Annotated in this window: 19 protein-coding genes; 13 read left to right on the top strand and 6 right to left on the bottom strand. The window is 42.3% G+C overall.

The features are described 5' to 3' along the window. Positions 1-178: 178 nt before the first annotated feature. The 3 genes from AB3N61_RS09750 to AB3N61_RS09740 are packed head-to-tail and all read left to right on the top strand — an operon-like array spanning position 179 to position 2112. Entirely contained in the window at positions 179-412 is a 234-nt protein-coding gene (locus AB3N61_RS09750; protein ID WP_010515511.1) for a hypothetical protein, read from the top strand. A 43-nt stretch (positions 413-455) separates the two neighbouring features. After that, positions 456-1175: a type I methionyl aminopeptidase gene (map, locus tag AB3N61_RS09745; protein ID WP_020771561.1), complete on the top strand. Its 720-nt coding sequence runs from the start codon at positions 456-458 to the stop codon at positions 1173-1175. Positions 1176-1188: 13 nt separating this feature from the next. Continuing rightward, positions 1189-2112: a DUF350 domain-containing protein gene (locus AB3N61_RS09740; RefSeq protein ID WP_020771617.1), complete on the top strand. Its 924-nt coding sequence runs from the start codon at positions 1189-1191 to the stop codon at positions 2110-2112. A gap of 2 nt (positions 2113-2114) precedes the next feature. Here AB3N61_RS09740 and AB3N61_RS09735 read toward each other — a convergent pair whose 3' ends face one another. Next, positions 2115-2477 carry an LIC_11502 family protein gene (locus AB3N61_RS09735; protein ID WP_367897470.1) on the bottom strand — a complete coding sequence of 121 codons (363 nt, stop codon included), beginning with the start codon at positions 2475-2477 and terminating at the stop codon, positions 2115-2117. 16 nt (positions 2478-2493) lie between these two features. Between AB3N61_RS09735 and queG the strand changes: the two genes are divergently transcribed. Beyond that, on the top strand, positions 2494-3438 hold the full coding sequence (gene queG / locus AB3N61_RS09730) for a tRNA epoxyqueuosine(34) reductase QueG (protein WP_367897469.1): 945 nt from the start codon (positions 2494-2496) through the stop codon (positions 3436-3438). Here queG and AB3N61_RS09725 read toward each other — a convergent pair. Both AB3N61_RS09725 and AB3N61_RS09720 read right to left on the bottom strand, forming a co-directional pair. After that, a complete protein-coding gene (locus AB3N61_RS09725) occupies positions 3397-4092 on the bottom strand; it encodes a Pr6Pr family membrane protein (RefSeq protein ID WP_367897468.1) in 696 nt (231 codons plus the stop codon). The two genes, queG and AB3N61_RS09725, sit on opposite strands and share 42 nt — an antisense overlap. 50 nt (positions 4093-4142) lie before the next feature. Beyond that, entirely contained in the window at positions 4143-5033 is an 891-nt protein-coding gene (locus AB3N61_RS09720) for an AraC family transcriptional regulator (protein ID WP_036091147.1), read from the bottom strand. A 156-nt stretch (positions 5034-5189) separates the two neighbouring features. Here AB3N61_RS09720 and AB3N61_RS09715 point away from each other — a divergent pair, with 156 nt between their 5' ends. The 4 genes from AB3N61_RS09715 to rfaD all read left to right on the top strand — a co-directional run bounded on the left by AB3N61_RS09715 (position 5190) and on the right by rfaD (position 10247). After that, entirely contained in the window at positions 5190-5942 is a 753-nt protein-coding gene (locus AB3N61_RS09715; protein ID WP_020771575.1) for an SDR family NAD(P)-dependent oxidoreductase, read from the top strand. Positions 5943-6301: 359 nt separating this feature from the next. Further along, entirely contained in the window at positions 6302-7444 is a 1143-nt protein-coding gene (locus AB3N61_RS09710; protein WP_020771612.1) for an A/G-specific adenine glycosylase, read from the top strand. Positions 7445-7454: 10 nt separating this feature from the next. Then, complete coding sequence (locus AB3N61_RS09705) at positions 7455-9212, top strand: UbiD family decarboxylase (protein ID WP_367897467.1); 1758 nt, start codon at positions 7455-7457, stop codon at positions 9210-9212. Positions 9213-9278: 66 nt separating this feature from the next. Beyond that, positions 9279-10247, top strand: coding sequence for an ADP-glyceromanno-heptose 6-epimerase (rfaD, locus tag AB3N61_RS09700; RefSeq protein WP_367899077.1), 969 nt, complete (start codon positions 9279-9281; stop codon positions 10245-10247). Between the two features lie 33 nt (positions 10248-10280). Here rfaD and AB3N61_RS09695 read toward each other — a convergent pair whose 3' ends face one another. The 3 genes from AB3N61_RS09695 to AB3N61_RS09685 form a co-directional block, all read right to left on the bottom strand. Further along, positions 10281-10583 (bottom strand): ArsR/SmtB family transcription factor, encoded by a 303-nt coding sequence (locus AB3N61_RS09695; protein WP_020771579.1) that lies wholly within the window; start codon positions 10581-10583, stop codon positions 10281-10283. A 454-nt stretch (positions 10584-11037) separates the two neighbouring features. Further along, the gene (locus AB3N61_RS09690; RefSeq protein WP_367897466.1) at positions 11038-11808 is read right to left on the bottom strand and encodes an SDR family oxidoreductase; all 771 of its coding nucleotides are present in this window, start codon (positions 11806-11808) and stop codon (positions 11038-11040) included. Next, the gene (locus tag AB3N61_RS09685; RefSeq protein ID WP_020771582.1) at positions 11792-12496 is read right to left on the bottom strand and encodes a hypothetical protein; all 705 of its coding nucleotides are present in this window, start codon (positions 12494-12496) and stop codon (positions 11792-11794) included. The genes AB3N61_RS09690 and AB3N61_RS09685 overlap by 17 nt, the downstream gene beginning before the upstream one ends. A 596-nt stretch (positions 12497-13092) precedes the next feature. Here AB3N61_RS09685 and recN point away from each other — a divergent pair. The 5 genes from recN to AB3N61_RS09660 all read left to right on the top strand — a co-directional run bounded on the left by recN (position 13093) and on the right by AB3N61_RS09660 (position 21218). Next, entirely contained in the window at positions 13093-14799 is a 1707-nt protein-coding gene (gene recN / locus AB3N61_RS09680; RefSeq protein ID WP_367897465.1) for a DNA repair protein RecN, read from the top strand. Between the two features lie 134 nt (positions 14800-14933). Then, positions 14934-15539, top strand: coding sequence for a MotA/TolQ/ExbB proton channel family protein (locus AB3N61_RS09675; protein ID WP_367899076.1), 606 nt, complete (start codon positions 14934-14936; stop codon positions 15537-15539). A 1-nt stretch (position 15540) separates the two neighbouring features. Continuing rightward, positions 15541-16008: an ExbD/TolR family protein gene (locus AB3N61_RS09670; protein WP_020771597.1), complete on the top strand. Its 468-nt coding sequence runs from the start codon at positions 15541-15543 to the stop codon at positions 16006-16008. A 129-nt stretch (positions 16009-16137) separates the two neighbouring features. Beyond that, positions 16138-18996, top strand: a complete 2859-nt coding sequence (locus AB3N61_RS09665; protein WP_412758408.1) for an outer membrane protein assembly factor — start codon at positions 16138-16140, stop codon at positions 18994-18996. A gap of 11 nt (positions 18997-19007) precedes the next feature. Continuing rightward, positions 19008-21218, top strand: coding sequence for an ATP-dependent helicase (locus AB3N61_RS09660; protein ID WP_367897463.1), 2211 nt, complete (start codon positions 19008-19010; stop codon positions 21216-21218). The last annotated feature ends 59 nt before the right edge of the window (positions 21219-21277 follow it).

The raw sequence follows: 21277 nt of genomic DNA, 5'->3' as shown, positions 1-21277 counted from the left end.
GACATGCAAAAAATTTCATAGGGAGACCTTTCGTTTTTAATAAAAAACTGAAATTGTAGGGTGGCATTCCGAAAATGATTCCTTTTTTCGGGGCGTCTGGAAACGTATCAAAGTAAATTTGACACGTTCCGGATAAGTCTCGGGATGGAAAAAGGAGAAGCTCCCAAAGCTCGTTCGTATGGTACAAAAAAAGAAAACTACTGTTAAGAGGAAGAATTCCATGGCTCAAAGCGCTGAAAAGGATACCCTCATCGTCGCAAGCAAGGTAAAAGCTTACATCAAATCTAAAGGCTTTATGACTTCCGGAGACGCGGTCGATGGCTTGAATGAAAAGTTATACGGACTGATCGACGATGCTTTAAAACGTACCGAGGCGAACAAACGCACTACGGTTAGACCAACCGACTTCTAATCCATTCTTGATCTACATCAAGAACAAGACTGAAATCGAGAAAATGAGGGCGGCGGGCAAATTAGCCGCCGCGCTTCTGGACTATATCTCCGGGTTCATCCAGCCTGGTATAAGTACGCTTGCGATCAACGATCTCTGCGAAGAGTTCACGAAGAAGCATGGAGGTAAATCGGCACCTTTAGGTTATAAAGGTTTTCCGAAATCTGTGTGTACTTCCGTCAACGAAGTGGTTTGCCACGGCATCCCGAAAGCGATCGATGTTCTGAAAGAAGGGGATATCGTCAACGTAGATGTGACTCCTATCGTGGACGGCTATCACGGGGATAGCTCTCGTACTTTTATTGTGGGCGGTAAAACTTCTCCCGAAGTGGAGCGTCTAGTCAAAGATGCGGAACGTGCCATGTGGGTGGGGATAGAACAGGTAAAACCTGGAAATCGTGTAAGTGATATCGCAAATGCGATCGATGATTATCTGACCCCAAAAGGATACGGGATCGTCAAAGATCTAATGGGTCACGGAATCGGAAGAGGTTTCCATGAAGAACCTCAAATCCCTCATTACCGATCCGGCCGTAAACTGGCGAAACTGGAACCAGGAATGACATTCACTATAGAACCGATGGTGAATTTAGGGACCTGGGAAGTAATTTTTTCTAAAAAGGATGGATGGACTGTGACCACAAAAGACGGAAAATGGTCCGCTCAGTTCGAACACACCATTCTAGTCACCGAAAAAGGCTATGAAATTTTAACCCAAGCATAGTAATCTGTCGTGCATGGATTTCGTTTGGAAATATATTTCTTTACTAGGTAAGGATTTTGCCTTTTTCGTTTTAGGCTTTCTCGTCTTTTACATCGGCAAAAAACTCAAAGACTGGACGGAACCTCGTAAACTTGACGAGGAATTAGTAAAATCCGATAATAGTGCTCTTGCACTCAGTTTATCCGGTTATTATATCGGGGTCATTATACTATTTATCACCATAGTTTCTCACCCCGGAGAAAAAGGGGACCTAATCGGAGATCTTTTTCAAGTTTCTTCCTTCTCTATTTTAGGAGTAGTGCTGCTACTAATTTCCCAAAAGATCAATGATGGATTGATCCTTGGCGGGATCGACGCGATCGAAGAGATCTACGAAAAAAGAAATATAGCGGTAGCTTGCGTATTATTCGGAGGAACGATCGCTAGTTCCTTTTTTATCGCAGCAGCATTGAATGGAGATATAGGAGAGAAGGTATTTCCACAAGGGTTGGGAATTGCAGTTTCTCCGATAGTGGAAAAAACGATTATTGGATCCATTATTTCTGTGATCTTCTTTTCGGTCGGACAGATCGGAATGGTATTATTCTCCGTATATTATAAACTTTGGGTCCCTTATAAACTTAAGAGTGAGTTGGAAGAAAAACAAAACCTGGCGGCAGGAACTGCGTTTGCCGGGGCATTACTTGCGATCGGGATCTTACTTACCAGAGCATTGTTTAGGGAATTCGAATCCTTGTACCAAACCGGAATTTTGTTACTATTAGATCTGGGACTTGCATTCCTTATTATTCCTATCTTGCATTTTTTTGCGGACTGGGTCGTTCTGCCTGGTTCCACATTGAAGGAAGAAATCGAAAGGGATCAAAATTTCGGGGCAGGTCTTTTGGAAGCTGTGGTGCTCGTGTCCTTCTCCGCGATTATATTTTTTGCGGTTTGATTTTAGAATAAATCTTTGGAAGAGTATAATTTCCATTCTAGATGATATACTTTTTTGATCCCGAAGTCGCAAGCGGCTTGTAAAATCATTTTTTCATCCGATTCTTGGGATAGGATAGAATAAGCGTCCGTCAGATCCGAAACGATCTCGGCAAAAATATATGTATGAGTAGGTAAGAATGGAGAAAGTCCTCTCTCCGCAAATCCTCGTAGGGCTCCTAAAAGTCCTGCGAGTAAGATCCTACCTAGTGGTCTTGCTCTTTCTTTCGGAAGATCTAAGCCAGCTTCTTTTGCCGCGCTTAAAAGTTCCTGGAGGGGAATTCCCCCGGATATAGAATATAAGGATATTTCTTCTCCTTCCTGCATAAAGAAAGAATAAGATATGCTTCTCGAAAGTAAAGAACTTCTGGATGAGCTAAGGGATATCGCCGAGGAGACTGGGTTCCAATTATTCGGCGTAGCGCCAGCTTTTGTTCCGTCGGAGGACAAAGAAAATATTCTTCATTGGGTTCGGGAAGGCCGTCATGGAAATATGGATTGGTATCCTAAAAACATGAACCTTCGACTAGAGCTGGAAGGACTCGGGTTCAAACCTGAATCAGTGATCGCGTTAGGCGCTTTATACAATGATCCCGAATATGAGAATTTGGATCTACCTTACCGTTTTTCCAGATATGCAATGGGAGAAGATTATCATTCCGTTCTTCGAAAAAAAGCTTCCGGCTTATTGGAGTTTTTAAGGAAGAAGTATCCGAATCAAAAGTTCCGACAAGGAGTGGATTCCCTTCCCGTTCCTGAAAAGATCCTAGCAAGAGAAGCTGGCCTAGGTTGGATCGGAAAAAATACCAACCTGATCCATGAAGAATACGGTTCCTTCTTTTTTATTAGTTTAATTTTTACGGATCTTCCGATCCGTTTTGTTTCCGTAAAAGCAAAGGATCGGTGTGGGACTTGTACTGCCTGTTTAGATTCTTGTCCAACCAAAGCATTGGAGCCGTATAAAATCGATGCTCGAAAATGTATTTCTTATAAAACGATAGAAGATAGGTCCGAGACTGTGGACTCTTTGTACGGATGGGTGTACGGCTGCGATATCTGCCAAGAGATCTGTCCTTGGAATCAGGTCAAGGCCCGTAAAAAGGGATGGAAAACAGAGATAGATGAATTTAAGATCCGAGATCTATTCAAAAAAGAAAATCTCTCGGATCTGGATGAGAAAGAATTCAAAAACTATTTTCAGGACTCCGCAGTAAATAGGATCTCCTACAAACAGATGAGAAGAAATTTAACTGTTTGGGAAAGAGATTCTTCCAAATCTGGAAGATAGAAGTCTATCCACTAAGGCCAAAAAACCCGCGATCAACAGAAATAAAACGAAAATCCCTATGATATTGATAGCTACTCCCGGATACCCTAAACGAGGAACATCCATGATATCATAAGGATACCATTCCTGAATCGCACCCCTGGTTAACGTGAATATCGCGTACGTGATCGGAAGAAGCCCCGCTAAAAAGATCCTAGGAATGGTTACCGTTTTTGCAGGTCCGAAGATGATCCAACCGGATACAGCAAGTATTGGAGCAAAATCATGTTCTAAGTAACTGGCAGTATCTGCAATGATATCGTTTTTAGGCACAGTCTTTAGTACGAAGTTAAACACGATCCCAGTGATCGTTATATCAATGATCCCGATCAAACGCCAAATATGAAAAGAAGAAGATGTCCGATCCAAATCTATCGCGAGAAGCAAAGTAGTGATCCCTAAGATTAAATTAGACTGAGTCGTAAAAAAAGAAAATTGATTCAGTAAGCCGTCGATACCAGGTCCAAATGTTCGGGTAAAGCCTGCGTTTGGCGGAAGGGAAGAGGTATGACGATAGGCATACCATAGTTCTAATAGAACGCCTATAAAACAAAGAAGAGCTGTGGAAAGGAATACCAAGCGGGCCAGGATAAGATTGAGTTTAGAAGTTTGCATTTGTTTATCTTTCTCTTCATCAAAATGGATCCGCCGGATTCTTATGAGTTTTAGGAACTCGTCAATGCAATTTTTTTTCTTACATGAGAAGCGTCTCTAGCGGGAGAATCTCCGAAAAATCTGGAATATTCCCGATTAAATTGTGTTACACTTTCGTATCCGACTTCAAAGGCGGCTCGTGATGCGGAGTAGGAACTATATACCAAAAGTTTTCTTGCTTCCAGAAGTCTAAGTTGTTTTTGGAATTGGATTGGGCTAAGACCCGTGATCTGCTTGAATTGTCTATGAAAGGTAGTAACGCCTAATCGAGATTTTGCAGCCAGTCGTTTTATTTCCATGGAGGCTGTGTAATTTTCTCGGATCCATCGAATGGCAGGGTATACGTTTGGACCTTTACCTTGGGCTTGGCAGAATTTTCTCAAACGCCATCCTTGCGGACTAAGAAGGACTCTATATAATATTTCCTTTTCATAGATCGGTGCCAGTGCGGGTATATGTTCGGGCGTTTTCAAAAGTCGTAACATTCGGACCCAAGCTTCTAATAATTCAGTGGAAGCTTCGCATGCCATAAATTCGTTATTCGCATATTCTTCCGAGGGATCTTTCGGAAGGTCGTTTAATAAATCCAGGATCGATTCTTGGTCCAGTTCGAGACCCAAGGAAATATAAGGGCCGTTTTTGCCTTGTTGCACTTTTCCGGTCGCCGGGATATCTGAAGATATAACAAAATAAGAAGCCGCATTTAAGTGGATAGTCTGCTCTCCTATAGAGATCGTTTTGCCACCTTGCACTACTAATCCGATCATCGGCTCGTAAATTGCCGCGAGTTGGTGCTCGGCTACCTCTCCTTTTATGAGTAATACTCTCGGCAGAGCCGTTTTAGTCGGTTTTGTAGTCGCCTGGATCGTTAGCTCGGCAATCTCTTTAAGGATTTCCTTCATTCTTCAGCATAATAAAATAGAACCGTATTTTCAAAAGCAAATTCCCGATAATATTTCGATTTTCTTATGATAAGGTAGGATTAGGCAATAAAAAGGTATGATCCGATCTTTACGATTTTTTAAAAACCTCTTACGATCAAAGTATTGGAGGACATTATGAAAGTCGCAATTGTCACAGGAGCAAGTAACGGGATCGGAAAAAATACCGCGATCGAATTAGGGAAACGGGGTATAGGAGTCATTCTTACGTATCATTCGGATAAGAAAGGCGCGGAAGAAGTCGTAAAAGAAGTGGAAAAGAACGGATCGAAGGCGGTCTGTCTAAAGTTAGATCTGAGCCAAAAGTCCTCTTTCGAAACTTTTGCGGAACTTACAAAGAAATACCTGGAAGAGATTTGGAAAAGAAAAACGTTTGATTACTTGGTGAATAACGGAGGTATCGGAGGAGGTATGCCCTTTACGGAGATCACGGAAGAATATTTCGATCAGATATTAAACACAAATTTTAAGGGACCGTTCTTCATCACACAACAACTTGTAAAATTTATGGAGGACAATGGAAGGATCGTGAATACATCCAGTTCTTCCAGTCATGGATCTTTTGTCGGATATTCCGCATACGGAGCCTCAAAGGCAGCATTGACTTCCTGGACAAAGTATTTGGCAAAAGAACTTTCTCCCAGAAAGATCAGAGTGAATGCAGTATCGCCAGGTCCTGTTCACACAAATCTGGGAGGCGGAGTGTTCGATAAACATCCCGAATATATCCAACCCTTAGCGGACCAGACGGCCCTGGGAAGGATCGGAAGCCCGGACGATATCGCCAAGGTGATTGTGAATCTATTATCCGATGAATTCTCTTGGGTAACTGCCCAGGATTTGGAAGTTTCCGGAGGATTTTTACTGTAGGGAGTTCGTGTAGGAGCTCCTACAGAGTTTGCGGTTTAGAATATTACTTGTTGTTTTGAGTTTTTTGTGATACGGCAGGTTGAATAAGAGGAAGTGTGTACCACCGACCGGCCCCCTTCGCAGCGACCCTCGGAGCGAGAAGACGACCGTCTTTGACGAGTCGGTGACCGACAATGTGGAGGTCAACCGAGTAAAAAGATGAAACCGCAGGATTGGTTGGATCGAAGTTTGAAATGTGTACCACCGACCCGGCCCCCGCCCAGAACGGGCGGGGCCCGAACATTTTTGTAGGAATTCCAACAAATCCACTTTGAAAACTCCTTTTCTCCCTGGAGTAAAAGGCTTGGATAGTCAGATACATGCGAGCCGGTCTGAAAGAAAAAGAAATCGATTCTCCAGGCTATGAATTCGATCCTAAGACAAATTTAAAGCTGAGACATTGGTTCCTTAAAGAAAAACGAGACTTGGCATTTCGAAAAAATAGAACTCCTTATTCTACTTGGGTAAGCGAGATCATGCTGCAGCAGACAAGGGTGGCAGCAATGCTTCCTCTTTACGAAAAGTTTATAGAGCGATTTCCAAAACCGGAAGCTCTTGCGATCGCGGAGGAAGAGGAAGTACTTCGTTACTGGCAGGGACTGGGTTATTATTCCAGAGCTAAAAATCTTTTGGCTGGAGTCCGAAAACTCGTGAGCGAGTTCGGTGGGAAATTTCCTAAAAGTTTGGAGGAGGCTCTTTCTCTTCCCGGTATCGGACCTTACACTGCTCGAGCCATTCTTTCTATTTCCTATAATTTACCCTTTGCCGTTTTGGACGGAAATGCAAAAAGAGTCCTCTCTCGTTTAGTAATGTTCAGAGAGTCGGGACCGAAAGCCGATCCAATCCTACAAAAAATCGCGGATTCCTTTTTGAATTTGGAATTTCCGGGAGATCACAATGAAGCTGTAATGGAATTGGGTGCCCGTATCTGTATTCCAAAACCTTTATGTAAGGAATGCCCTCTTCAAGATGACTGCTTGGCCTACCGACATGGTGTACAAGAATCTATTCCGGAAATGGAAAAGAAAAAAAAGGAAATTCCTTTAAACATCCGTTTTTATATCCTAAAGACCAAACAAGGTATACTTCTGGTCCGTTACCCGGAGAGAAGATTTTTTAAAACGATCTATTCTTTGCCTTTTTCTTTCGAAGGCAAACATCCATACGAAGCAGATCCTATATTGGATTGGAATTTAAAACCATCGGATCTAGGGATCAAATTTAAACATACGATCACTCACCATAAGATCCAAGGTTTTGTTTCCGAAACCGATTTGGATTCAAAGTCGGAGAAGAAGATCCTGGAGAATTTCCGCAAAATTCGTCCTTCTATAGAGATCAAATACTGTAACTGGAAAAATTTGGAAACGGAGTTTCCATCCTCCATCGCAAAGAAGATCAAACAAACCCTGGCCAAAGACGGCGCTGTTCTTCCGGGTTTGGAAAATGAAACGAATATTTAAAAGGAAAACTATGAGCATTCGATCTACTTCAGAATTCGTAAAAGAACTTTCTAAACAAGGAGAACTTCTAGAAATAAAGGAAGAAGTGGATCCTATTCTGGAGATCGCAGAGATCCAGAGAAGGGTAGTCGCTAAAAGAGGACCCGCCCTTCTGTTCTCAAATGTAAAAGGATCAAAATTTTCCGTAGCCACCAACCTATACGGATCGGAAAGAAGGATCAGGATCGCATTCGGTGAAGAACCCGAAAAGTTTATTCAAAAAATCGCATATACAGCGAAACATCTGATGCCCCCTTCTCCAAAAAAAGTATGGGAAGCAAGGTCCCTTGCCTGGACCGCTCTAAAGGTTGGACTTAGAAAAGTAAACAAGGCTCCTATTCTGGATTCCGAATTGCAAAGTTTGGATGAGTTGCCCGCATTAAAATCCTGGCCTAAAGACGCAGGAAGATTTATCACATTACCTTTGGTATATACGGAAAGTCCCAAAACCGGAAAAGGAAATTTGGGAATGTATCGTATCCAATTCCATGGACCTAAACTTACCGGGATGCATATACAGATCCATAGAGGAGGGGGGTTTCATTATTCCGAGGCGGAAGAGGAAGGAAATGTATTACCGGCTCATATCTATGTAGGAGGTCCTCCTGCGCTTACCATTTCCGCAGTGGCGCCTCTGCCCGAAGAGATCAGTGAATTTTTGCTCGCATCACTTTTATTAGGCGAAAGGCTGAAGGTTGTCAAAAATAAAAAGGTCAGTCCGCTTCCTATCGTTGCGGATGCAGACTTTGCTCTCATCGGAAAAATCCCTCCGAAGATCAGGAGACCGGAAGGACCTTTTGGAGATCATTACGGATATTACGCATTAAAGCACGATTATCCGGTATTCGAAGTGGATAAAATTTACGCTCGTAAGGATGCGATTTGGCCTGCCACAGTGGTTGGACGTCCTCCACAAGAAGATCATTGGATCGCAGAGTATCTGCAGCATCTATTATCTCCAATGTTCCCGATCGTAATGCCTCAGGTAAAAGGAATTTGGGCTTACGAAGAATCCGGAGTACATTCTTTAGCGGCTGCGATCGTAAAAGAAAGATACAAAAAAGAGGCATTTATGGGCGCTCTTAGGATTTTGGGAGAAGGACAATTATCTCTCACTAAGTTCTTGATCGTGACCGACCAAGACGTTCCTCTGATGGATTTTAAAACTACTCTTCTTGCAGCACTAGAAAGGTTCCAACCGGAGACGGACTTACATATCTTCTCCAATATTTCTCAAGATACATTGGACTATACAGGACCGAAAGTAAACGAAGGAAGTAAGGCGATATTACTAGGAGTTGGACCCAAAATCCAAAAATTAAAACCTAAGATCACTTCTACTTTGAAAAATTCTAAATTCAAAGATCCTAAAGTATATTGTCCTGGGGTCTTAGTGGTTTCCGGACCAAAATACAAAAAAGGGGACGGATCTCTGGAGTTACTTCGTAAAGAAGCGATCACCCAGGGATTTTTATTCGTATTCTTAGTAGATGATTCGGGGGAAGCTACAAAATCCGATCATGATTTCATTTGGAATGTATTTACTCGATTCGAACCTGCTGCGGATATTTTCGGAGACTCTAAAGTCATCCGAAATCATATTTCTTTCCAAGGCCCCATCCTTGTGGATGCAAGATTAAAAACTTGGTATCCTCCCGTTCTGGAAGAAGATCCTAAAATCTCCAAACAAGTGGAGAATAGATTTGGTAGACTTTTGGATTCACTATAGGAACCTGTCTCCAAATGTCTCTAGGCTCTTGATAACTTGCCGAGCGAACTATAACTAAATGGATGAATCGGAATGAAACGAGTAATCGTTACCGGCGGAGCCGGATTGATCGGAAGTAATATAGTCAGACTTCTAAACGAGCAGGGGATTTCTGATATCCTCATCGTCGACCATTTGGGCAAGACTAATAAATGGAAAAACCTAAGAGGTTTACAATATTCTGACTATTCCGAGAAAGAGGAATTCCTAGAAAAAATACAAACCACCGATATCTTAAAAGAATATTCTCATATCTTTCATTTGGGCGCTTGTTCCTCCACAACGGAAACGGATGCTTCTTATCTGATCCGAAACAATTATGAATACACTAAGATCCTAGCGGAAGAATCGTTGCGTAGAAAGATCCAATTTTTATACGCCTCCTCTGCAGCCACTTATGGAGACGGGCAATTCGGATACGACGATAAGGCTCCGATCCATTCTTTAAAACCCCTTAATATGTACGGATACTCCAAACAAATGTTCGATCTATATGCCTTAAAAAAAGGATTCTTAGATAAGATCACCGGAGTGAAATATTTCAATATATTCGGATTCGGAGAGGCTCATAAGGGAGATATGAGATCCGTAGTGTTAAAAGGATACGAGCAGATCTCTTCCGAAGGAAAATTAAAATTATTCAAGTCTTACCGTCCGGATTACAAGGACGGGGAACAAAAAAGGGACTTCTTATACGTTAAAGATGCCGCCAAGATCAGCCTCTATCTTTTAGAAAATCGTAAATTCGGTTTATATAATGTAGGAAGAGGACAAGCGGAAACCTGGAAATCGCTCGCTTCCGCATTATTCAAGGCCATGGGAAAACCGGAAAATATAGAATATATGGAAATGCCGGAGAGTTTAAAGGCAAAATACCAGTATTACACAAAGGCTGAGACCCAAAAATTGATCTCCAGCGGTTTTAAAGAAGGATTTACTGATTTGGAAACTGCGATTGCGGATTACGTGGATCTGATCCGAAAAGAAGAAGAATAATGGGGGTCCCTTAAGAGAACCCCCAATTATTAATTACCTAGAAAAAATCTGAAGTAAAGATTTCGCAAATGCTTTAAATTTTGCGTCTTTGATGGAGTAGAATACTTGATTGGAAACTTTTTTGCTTCCTAAGTATCCTGCTTCTTTCATTTTGCTTAAGTGCTGGGAAGCAGCTGATTGGCTGATACCAAGTGCGTCTACAAGTTCTCCTACGCTGTGTTCCTTTTTAGAAAGGTGGAGAAGGATTTTTAATCTATCAGGATGCGCTACTGCTTTAAGTCCGCGGATAGTAGAATCCAGATGAGTTTTTTTAATGTCTAACTTTTGGGCTGCCATAATCTGCCTTCTGTTGTATTTGAATCCACTCTAACATAACCTTTGAAATTTACAAGGATTTACGAAAACTATCTCTATTTTTTGTAAAATTATAAATCGTGTAAATTATGATATAATTATGTAAATAAAATGGAAAATAATTTATTACCAAATGTAGGATTATTAACCTCTAAAACTTACGTATATTGAATATTATAAATTTCAATCCTTCGAATATTAGAAGCCTCTTACGTTTAGAAGATCCCAAAAACTCAATATTCCAATTTAACAATAAACGAAAAATGTACTATTATAATCTTCGAATTTGCCGGAATTCTAATTCAGGAAAACGTTTATTAGATGAACAAGCTTTCAGCCTAACTAAGATAGGCGAAATGGGAGTATTGAGGGCAAAAGTGTGGAAGAATTAAGGAAAACTAATGGATTAAAGATAGGGTGAAAAGAAACAAAGGGGTCAAATTTTGACCCCTCCTGAAATTTCCAAAACGACTCCATCTACCAGATCGTTTTGAGCGATAAATACCGCAGTGTTAGCGATTTCATCCGGTCTCCCCAATCTACCGATCGGGATTTGGGACTCCCATTTTTTAAGGGCTTCCGGATTCATATCTTTCATTACCATTTCGGTAGCGATAAATCCGGGTGCAATTCCCGCGACACGGATACCGTAGCGGCTGAGTTCCTTCGCCCAAAGCCTTGTCATGGCAGCTACGCCTGCCTTAGCCGCGGAATAATTGGTCTGACCGGGATTCCCGTGCATAGAAACGGAGGCGATCGGAATGATCACTCCTTTGGTACCGTTATTTACCATTTGGACTGCCGCCTCTCTACCGGTTAAAAATACTCCGGTTAGATTTACGTCGATTACCGCCTGCCATTCCGCCAAAGACATCTTGGAGGCAACCTTACCTGTTTGTTTGTCCGCCTTGATCAAAAGACCGTCTCTTAATATCCCGGCATTTAAAACCGCAATATCCACGGATCCGAATGCCGAAACCGCTTTTTCCATGAGTTCAATTGCGTCTTTTTCCTTGGAAACGTCCGTCGGAACTGCGATGACCTTAGCGCCAAGTGCTTCGATCTCTGTTTTGGCTACTGCAAGTTTATCGGCGGAGATATCCGATAGAACGATATTGGCTCCCAATTTCGCAAAATGAATGGCCATCTCTTTGCCTAAACCTCCGGCGGAACCGGTGATCACGGCAGTCTTATTTGTTATTTCCAACTTGGTTGATTTCCTTACTTCTAATGGTTACGTAATCGTCGGTGAAAGGGATCTCTACTCTGGCGATCGTTTCGGAGGAATCCGTGTGGATCCTGAATAAGTTCGGATCTATATTTTCACTTTTGAGAAGGATCATAATTAGGGCAATCCCAAGACCTGCTCCCTCCGTATTGTCCATATTGTCCATATAGAACTCGGCGATATCGTTATATTCCATCGCCTTTCTCATCTTCTCTCTCATCCGGGTTTCTTCGATATCGATCACAGGAGTATTGTTCACGACTTCAACCACTAAACCCTCGGAAGTGTAGGTGACCGTAATTTTGACAAAAACGCCTCTGGCAAGACAACGTTTCCCGTATTCGTCGGCCATTTTTTCGGAGAAGTTCTGTTTAAATTGAGCTAAACCCTGGTCGTAATGTTCGAGATTCCGGATATCCAAACCCAGATCTTCGAAAAAAACCCGCTTTTGGTTGGCCTTTACTCCATTGATAGCCATTTCCTTGGTGATCGTATACAACATCTCAATGTATCTTGATTGTCCTAATTTTTCCAGAACCTCTGTTAGGATACGCAGAACATATTTTTCCAATTTAGAGTTCATTCTGGAAGATTGAACGGAGATGCGGGAGCGGCTGAGGATGTATTCGGAGAGCTGGGCGTCTAGATCTTTGAAACTTTTTGCCATGCTCGTTCAATCCTCGACAGAGAGAAAAATCGATACCCAGTGTTTCCGCTAGGACGATTCATGCAATCAAAAATCGGCGCATTCCAGATCTCAAAAAGGATACAAACGGTTCGGGCAGGCCGCGTCCGATCCGGACTACATCCGGCTCGGACCATGCTCTCACCTCCTGCTAAGAAATTGCGGCACGAATTTTTGACCTATCGAGCGACCTATAGGGAGCGAAGATAGCCGCAATGCAAGCGAAGCGAAGCACAAGGTGAGCCAAACGAACACGCGGGTTTCTAAAAAAGAGATCTTCTATTCTTTGCGGCTTCGAGTGATAATTATTATAATATGATTTGTTCACGCAAAGACCTGTAGACGCTAAAAGGATCCGTGATTAGTGAACTTCTATCGGTTTCATTTTCGAAATATTACTAAATTCTTATATGTCCTGAAATTGGATCTCAATAGACAATTCTTCCATATATTCTCTAAAAATCTCCAAATTCTCTTTTTCGTGTGACTTTTAAAATTTTTAAAATACTATACAAAAAAATAGTTTACAAAAGTATATAAACGCACGAATAGTATATTGTTGCCGGGAGGACAAATTCATGCTTCAAACAATTACAATTCGAGACTTCGCATTAATTGAATCTGCTCAAATCGACTTAAGTAAAGGGCTGACTGCGATTACGGGAGAGACCGGTTCCGGAAAATCTCTCTTACTAGATGCTCTTTCTTCCTTACTTGGAGGCAAGAGTAGCACTATGGATATCCGAACAGGCTCGGATAAATATTGTTTAGAAGCGGAATTCGATATTTCCCAAAATCCTGCTGCCAAAACTTGGATGCAGGAACATGGATTCCGACTCGATGGGTCCGTGGTCGTGATCCGAAAAGAGTTCACTCGGGACGGAAAAACTAAGATCCAGATCAATCATTCACTTTCTTCCGCTCAGGTGCTTCGCGGTCTAGGAGAGATTTTATCCGAAGTCCATAATCAGAACGACCAGATCTTACTTTTGGACAAGGCGCAACAGTTGGATATCCTAGACAGCTTTGCCGGTTTACATACTCTACGAGGAGAAGTGAAGGAAGGGTTTTTAACCTATAAAAGTCTTAAAAGAAGATTAGAAGAGATGGAACTATCCCATGCAGATCGGAATCGGAAAAAAGAAATCCTCCAATACCAGATAGAAGAGATCCATTCCGCCAATCTAAAACAGGGGGAAGAGGAAGAGCTGAGTAAGGAAGAGAACTTGCTCGTCCATGGAGAAAAACTCGCCGAGAATCTGGATATTATCACCGGTTACCTACATGAAAGCGAATCTTCCGTTTTAGGGATTTTTCCCAAGGTGCTTGCCGCATCCGACAAGATCAAAGTTTTAAACGAATCATTAAACGAAATGGATGCCGCCCTCAGAGAGGCGTACGTTACGATCCGTGAGATCAATACTACCGCCCAGGACCAAAAGGAAGAGGTATTCTTTTCTCCGGAAAGATTATCCCATGTACAATCCAGATTGGATCTGATCCAAAAGCTCAAGAAAAAATACGGAAATTCTATTTCTGAAATTTTAGAAACAAAGAAGAAGGCGGAAGACGAACTTGCCGCCTTGGAACAAAATTTAGATTCTAAAACCTCTTTGGAAAAAGAAAAGAAAAAGGCTGCCGATAAATTGACCCAAGCCTGCTTACAGCTTTCCAAATCTAGACGAGAAGTATTGAACAAATTCGAGTCCAAACTCAAATCCGAGTTGGAAGTATTAGGAATGAAAGGAGCAGGTTTACAGGTAGTACTTCGCTGGGAAACAAGTCCTGAGGGAGAGGTGGAGGCCCAGGGAAAATCCTATTTGGTAAATGAATTCGGATTGGATCAGGCGGAATTCTATTTTAGTCCGAATCCTGGAGAGAAGCCAAGACCTCTTCGTAAAATCGCTTCCGGAGGAGAAATTTCCAGAGTGATGCTGGCGATCAAAAGTGTACTAGGTTCCAATTTTGATGGAAAAGTTTTAGTTTTCGACGAGATTGACTCCGGTCTGGGTGGAGAGATCGCTTCGGATGTAGCAAAAAAACTAAGAACTCTTTCTAAAACTCACCAGATCATTTTGGTCACACATTTGCAGCAGATTGCAGCTGCGGCAGACCATCATCTTCTTGTGAGTAAACGATTAAAAGAGGGAAGGACAGTCTCTGAAACTGAATTTCTAGGAATGGAGGAGAGAACCATGGAACTTGCAAGAATGATTGCGGGTCAAAATATCTCCAAAGGCGCTCTCCATCACGCGAAGGAATTGCTCAAAAAGAAGGCGGTATAATCCTCCTTCTTGGGTTCCCATTTTTTTACCGGGGCAGAATTTGCTTCCGGTAAAAAGGAATACTTCCTTTTAAAAATCGTTTGGCAGGGATAGCCGAGTTGGAAACCCTACTCCTTGGAGAACCTCAAGCCGATATGATCCTTGCCAAAACAGATTCTTTGGTTTCCATTATTCCACCGGAAACTGTACCTATTCTGATCCTTCTCGTTTCCATAGTAGGGTTTACAATCATCATAGAAAGGCTGATCTTCTTCTCTCGTTGGAAATCTATTAGCCCGGACGATTGGAGAAGGGTAAAAGATCTACTCAGAGAGAAAAACTACGACTCTGCTTCCGATTTAATAAGAAGCCTCAGCCAAGGACCTGTATCTCAGGTGTTACAGGCAGGTATCACACAGTTTAAAAAAAATTCGTCTTCCGTTGACGATGAGATCCTGACCCAAGGATTAAATCAGATCCAAAGAATGGAAAAATTCCTTTCTCCGTTAGCTACGATTGCTACGATTTCCCCCCTTTTAGGGGTATTAGGAACGGTTCTGGGGATCATTCGTTCCTTTGCAGAAGGTTCCGGAACCAGGGGAGCGGAAGTGGGGATCAGTGAGGCATTGATCACCACGGCTATGGGACTTGCGGTTGCGATCCCAGCTTATATTTTCCACAATTTCTTCCAAAAGAAAAAAGAAGATGCGATTTCCGAAATGGAAAGTCTTTCCGAGCAGGCGCTTAGGTTTTTAAAATAAAATGAAATTCAAAAAATGGAATCGGGGCGAAAGCGGAGGTTTTAAGGCAGGGCAGATTGAGCTCGCACCTATGATCGACGTTATCTGCTTCATTGTAATTTATTTTTTGATGAACGCTACTTTGGAAAAATCCACAGTCGTAAAAATTGAACTTCCTAGATCTTCCAGTACCGCCCAGGAAAAGAAAAAGGATGAACTTGTAATCACCGTCAATAAGGATGGAAAAATTTTCTTAGATAAAGATACGGAACCTGTACCTTTGGAAAAACTGACTGAAAAGATCAAATTGTTCAATGGCCAGAACCAGGGCGACGACAAAGATAAAAAAGAGCCAAGTAAAAATCGGGTGATTATCAGAGGGGATGGCGGGGCAAGTTACCAAACCATCGTCAAAGTGATCGATAAAGTGAACGAAGCCGGAGTAACAAGATTCAATCTTGCAATGGTTCGGCAACCGGGAGGTCAGTGATCCTCTTCGGTGGATCTAAAGACTTATTTCGAGAAGGTTCTTTGCTTTCTTGATTTTAAATAAAGCCTTAAGGCGATTCCAAAAAGACCCTTGAAACGAAAAGTATCTATATATAAATCCTTTGCCGTTATTTTTGTAAGCGGATTCTTTTTTTACTCCGGCGAGATCTCTCAACTTTTCTCCAAAAAGAGCGATTATTTCGGAAAGATCGTAAAAGAAATAAAATTTAACGGAAACAAGAACACATCCGATTCGGATATCAGCTCTCTTTTGGAATTGAGAACAGGGAAACTTCTCACCAAAGGGATCATAGACCGAGATTTAAAGGCCTTATTCGCATCCGGATTCTTCTACTTTATTGATATAAAGGCGGAAGATGTGGAAGGAGGCGTCCGTGTCATTTTCGACCTTAGGGAAAGACCTCGGGTTAAGGAGATTGAATTTATCGGAGCGGACGAGGTTTTTCCTGCCGACCTCAGGGATAAGATGCCCCTTAAAGACAATGAGGTGATCACTCCGCAGAAAGTTACCAAGTCTAGGGATGTTATATTACAAAAATATAAAGATGAAGGATTTTTCCTTGCTTATGTAAAAGTGGAACTCGGGAAACCGGATGCTAAGACGAACTTAGTAAAGGTCCGTTTTATCATAGACGAGGGAGAAGAGATCCCGGTTGCAAAGATAAATATCTACGGAAACGAGACCATTGAAACTTCGGAACTACTTGGGCTCATGGAGTTAAAGGAAGAAGGTCTATTCGAAGGTGGTAATTTTAAAGAGAGTTCCTTTGAAAAAGATAAGGAAGTTATCCAAGCTTACTTAAGAAGTAAAGGTTACTTGGATTCAGAGTTGATCCGAGAAGGTACCAATTGGGAGATCCACTGGGAAAACGCGGAAAAGAAAAACAGAAGAGTCATCATAGTCAATATCAAACTTTATGAAGGTCAGGTGTATTATTTTAACGGATACACGGTCGCTCATGATATGAGTACGGACGGGGAAGGTAGACCTATCTTCCTAAATAAAGAGAATAATCCTCCTGAAACTCCTAAGGATAAATTAAAACCCTTATTCACAGTCTCGGAGATAGAAAAGTCCTTGGATTACAGTTCAAAGGATGCAGGAGAAGTTTTCGATGAGTCCGTATTTTCCAGGGATAGGGCAACAGTAAACGAGCTCTACGGTTCCAAGGGTCATATTTTCGCCCAGGTGATTCCCCGAAGAAAGATCGTTTCTTTGGATTCGGAAAGTTTAGAATATTATGAAAATTGCGCCACCAGAAGGACCGAACTGGAGAGAAAGACATGCGAGGAAGAATATAAACAATTAAATATACGTAAATTACGAGAAATTTATAGAGATAGTCCGGAACTGAGAGGACGTAAATTCGTTCACGTGGATTTTACCATTCGCGAAAACAATCTGGCGCAGATAGAGAATGTAATCATTAAAGGAAACAAGAAGACCCAGGACAAAGTGATCCGTAGGGAGTTACTATTCAAACCGGGAGATTTATTCGATTCCGGATTAGTAAACCGTTCTAGAGAGAGAATCTTTAACCTAGGATATTTTAAAGAAGTAAACTTCAACATGAGACCCGGTTCGGACGATACAAAGATGAACCTTGTCATCGAAGTATTGGAACAACCTACCGGAACGGTTTCCATGGGCGGGGGTTATGGAACCATCACAGGATTTACGATCTTTACCGAGATCGGAGAAAATAACTTAAACGGTACAGGGCAAAAAGTGTCGGGACGTTTGGAGTTCGGACCTTATCGTAGATCCTTCCAGATCTCTTGGACGGAACCTTGGATGTACGATACCCCTTGGTCTCTTTCACTTTCCATGTTCTATTTTTCTCGGTCGATATTCCTGGGATCCACTTCTACGATCTCCATTTCGGATAGTACAACTGCTCCTACGGTGGAGAACGCCACCTATGATAATAACGGTTTAGGGGTTACGATGGGAGTAGCCCACAGGCTTGGAACCAACTGGACTCACTTCCACCGATATACACCCGCTTTTTATTCTTATTCCAATCCGACAGCCCTTGTGTCCGATGCGGTTTTGGCTAACGTAAGAAGAGGATGGCAGTTCCGTTCCCAAATCACAAACGGTATAGCTTACGATGTACGAGATAACGTATTTGCTCCCACTCGCGGATACGATCTGCTTTTCCAAGTGGATAATGTAGGGCAGTATTTGGGTGGAACTTCCCACTTCGATCAATATAGGATCTTAGCGGAATATTATCATACTTGGTTCGACTTTACTTTCGGAGGTTTGATCCGAAATAATGCCCTTCGTAGATGGAGAGTGGTCCAGGAGTTTAGGACTTCCGATACTTTCATTTTCCAAAGATCTCCGGCGGGGGGATCTCAAAATCAGGACCCGATCCAGGACCCTTATATTCGTCCCCAGGATTTACTTATTATCGGCGGTTACGAATCCTTAAGAGGTTGGTTTTATAACGACCAGAAGTATCCAGTGGAATGGAGAGACGGTGCCCAACATCGTCTCCTCTTCGATACGGAACTCCGTATTCCGATAGAACCGAGCTTACTATGGCTTGTCGTATTCTTGGACGGAGGAGCACTGTACGAACAGGTGAACCGTGCAGTAGGTAACAAAAAAGATTATTTCGAATCTTACGATAAAAATAAAGCGGATCAGATTGCTGCGAACCCGCTTGGCTGGTACATTCAAAACAATTTCAATTTGCAGAATGGACGTAAGGCCGACGTAACCTATGACGAATTGAACAATCCGGGAAGATTGATCCTATCCTCGGATAATGTTGCAATGGATAGAATGAGATATTCTTGGGGTATAGGTCTTAGGGTCCAGATCCCTGTTCTTCCGCTTCGTATTTACTTTGCCCAAAAGTTAAAACCTACCGGAAATTTCTGGGCACCTTTCGAAAGATATGAATCGGATAACGCATTCCAGTTCGTTTTCGGTATCGGCGACTACCGATTCTAGGGGATTTTGTTTTGTCAGTTGATCTAGTGCAAGGCTTGAACGATCCGCAGAAAGCCGCAGTCGAAAGATTGGAAGGTCCTGTTTTAATATTAGCGGGCGCAGGTTCCGGAAAAACCAGGGTAATCACCCATAGAATCGCTAACCTGATCCTGAATAAAAGAACGGATTCGATATGCGCTCTTACTTTTACCAATAAGGCCGCTGCGGAAATGTTGGAAAGGGTAGCGAAGTTAGTTCCATCCATTCCTTGGAATGTACAGATCAAAACATTTCACTCACTCTGTTTGTATATTTTACGAAGGGAAACTTCTTACCTTGGAATGCCTTCCGGATTTACGGTTTACGATTCCGTATTACAGGAATCCTTAATCAAACAAGTGATCAAGGATCTACATGAGGATCCGAAACAATACAAACCTTCTTCTTTGACAGGTATCTTTTCCTCTTGGAAGGACGGACTCTCCGATTCGGATTCTTATATTCGGAAAGAAAATTTTTCTCATCGTTCTCAGATGATCTCAAACATCTATGAGGAATACGAAAAACGTAAGAAAAAAAACCAAGCCCTGGATTTCGGAGACCTGATCCAAAAAACCGTGGAGTTGTTCAAAGAAAATCCCGGTGTCCTAAAGTCCTACCAAGATAGATGGAATTATATCATGGTGGACGAGTATCAGGATACGAACAAGGCTCAATATACATTAGTACGTTTACTTTCAGGGGAGCGCGGAAATCTTTGCGTGGTGGGCGACGACGATCAGTCCATCTATTCCTGGAGAGGAGCGGATATTTCGAATATTTTAAATTTCGAAAGTGATTTTCCGAACGCGTATGTAGTGAAATTGGAGGAAAATTACCGCTCCACTTCCAGGATTATTCGTGCCGCTTCTAAGGTGATCGCAAATAATAGCGGCAGAAAAGAAAAAGAATTATTCACAAATAACGAATTAGGAGAACCTATCTCCGTTTCCCAATTCGAAAATGAAACGGAAGAGGCCTATGATATAGTTAAGAAGATCCGGGCAGGGTCGTCCCGAGGTGCGGATTACAAAGATTTCGCGATCTTCTACAGAACAAACGCACAATCCAGATATTTTGAAGAAGGACTCAGATCTTCCGGGATACCTTACAAAATTTTCGGTGGTTTCCGATTTTTTGATAGGGCCGAAATCAAAGATATGATCGCATACTTGAACGTGATCGCAAATCCAATGGATTCCACTTCTTTATTAAGAATTGTGAATACACCTCCCCGAGGGATCGGAGAAGCCAGTATAGAAAAGATCAGGACTTTTTCTCTGGATAAAGGGATCTCTTTTTTAGAAGCGATTGGACATCCGGATCTTCCCTTAAAAAAAGCAAGTTTAGGAAAAGCAAAAGAACTTTATCATCTATTCGAGGACCTGATCGATCGCAAAGAAAAAGGGGAATTACCTTCTAAGATCGCCTTAGAGATCGTGGAAAGATCCGGTTGGGTGGATTATATGGAACGAAATTTACACGATGAAGAAGCCGTTTCTAGGGTAGAGAACGTTCGTGAGTTTGTGAACTCCATCGAGGAATACGAATCCAGGGAAGATTCTCCCAACTTGGAAGAATATCTGAATCAGATCAGCCTTCTCACTTCCGAGGAGGATTCCGCCCAGCTCACGGATTATGTTCATCTCATGACTGTCCATAATGCAAAAGGATTGGAATTCCGGACGGTATTTATAACCGGTTTGGAAGAGGGAACTTTTCCCCATTTCATGAGTTTGGAAGAGCCGAACGGTCAGGAAGAGGAAAGAAGGCTTTTTTACGTGGCTTTAACCCGGGCTAGGCAGAAATTATACCTGAGTTATTCCAGGACCTCCCGAAAATTCGGAAAAGTAGAAGACCGAATTCCGTCTCGCTTCCTTCCGGAAATACCCTCGGAATGTTTTGGAGAAGAAGGTATTCTGGCCCAAAAAGGGGTCCGAAGACCGCAAGGGCCTCCGGTTGCTTCTTCTGGGGCTTACAAAATCCCGGAAACTTCGAGAGAAACTCGGGAAAGCGAAAATTCTTCCAAACCATTGGGCGAAGAAGCGGATATTCGGGAAGGGGACAGGGTAAAACATGCCCAATTTGGCCTCGGACATGTGATTTCCATCCAGGGCACGGGCAAAAACCGTAAGGTAAAAATCAAGTTCGGAAGCCTAGAGAAGAACTTTTTCCTTGCCTATACTCCCTTAGAGAAATTATAACGAGGGGGAAAGTTCACCCCCTGAAATACCGATATTATTCATAGGACATAGGAGAAACA

The sequence above is a fragment of the Leptospira sp. WS58.C1 genome, assembly GCF_040833995.1.
In the GTDB taxonomy this organism is placed as follows: Bacteria; Spirochaetota; Leptospiria; order Leptospirales; family Leptospiraceae; genus Leptospira_B; species Leptospira_B cinconiae.
This window is presented reverse-complemented; position numbering and strand designations above follow the sequence as displayed.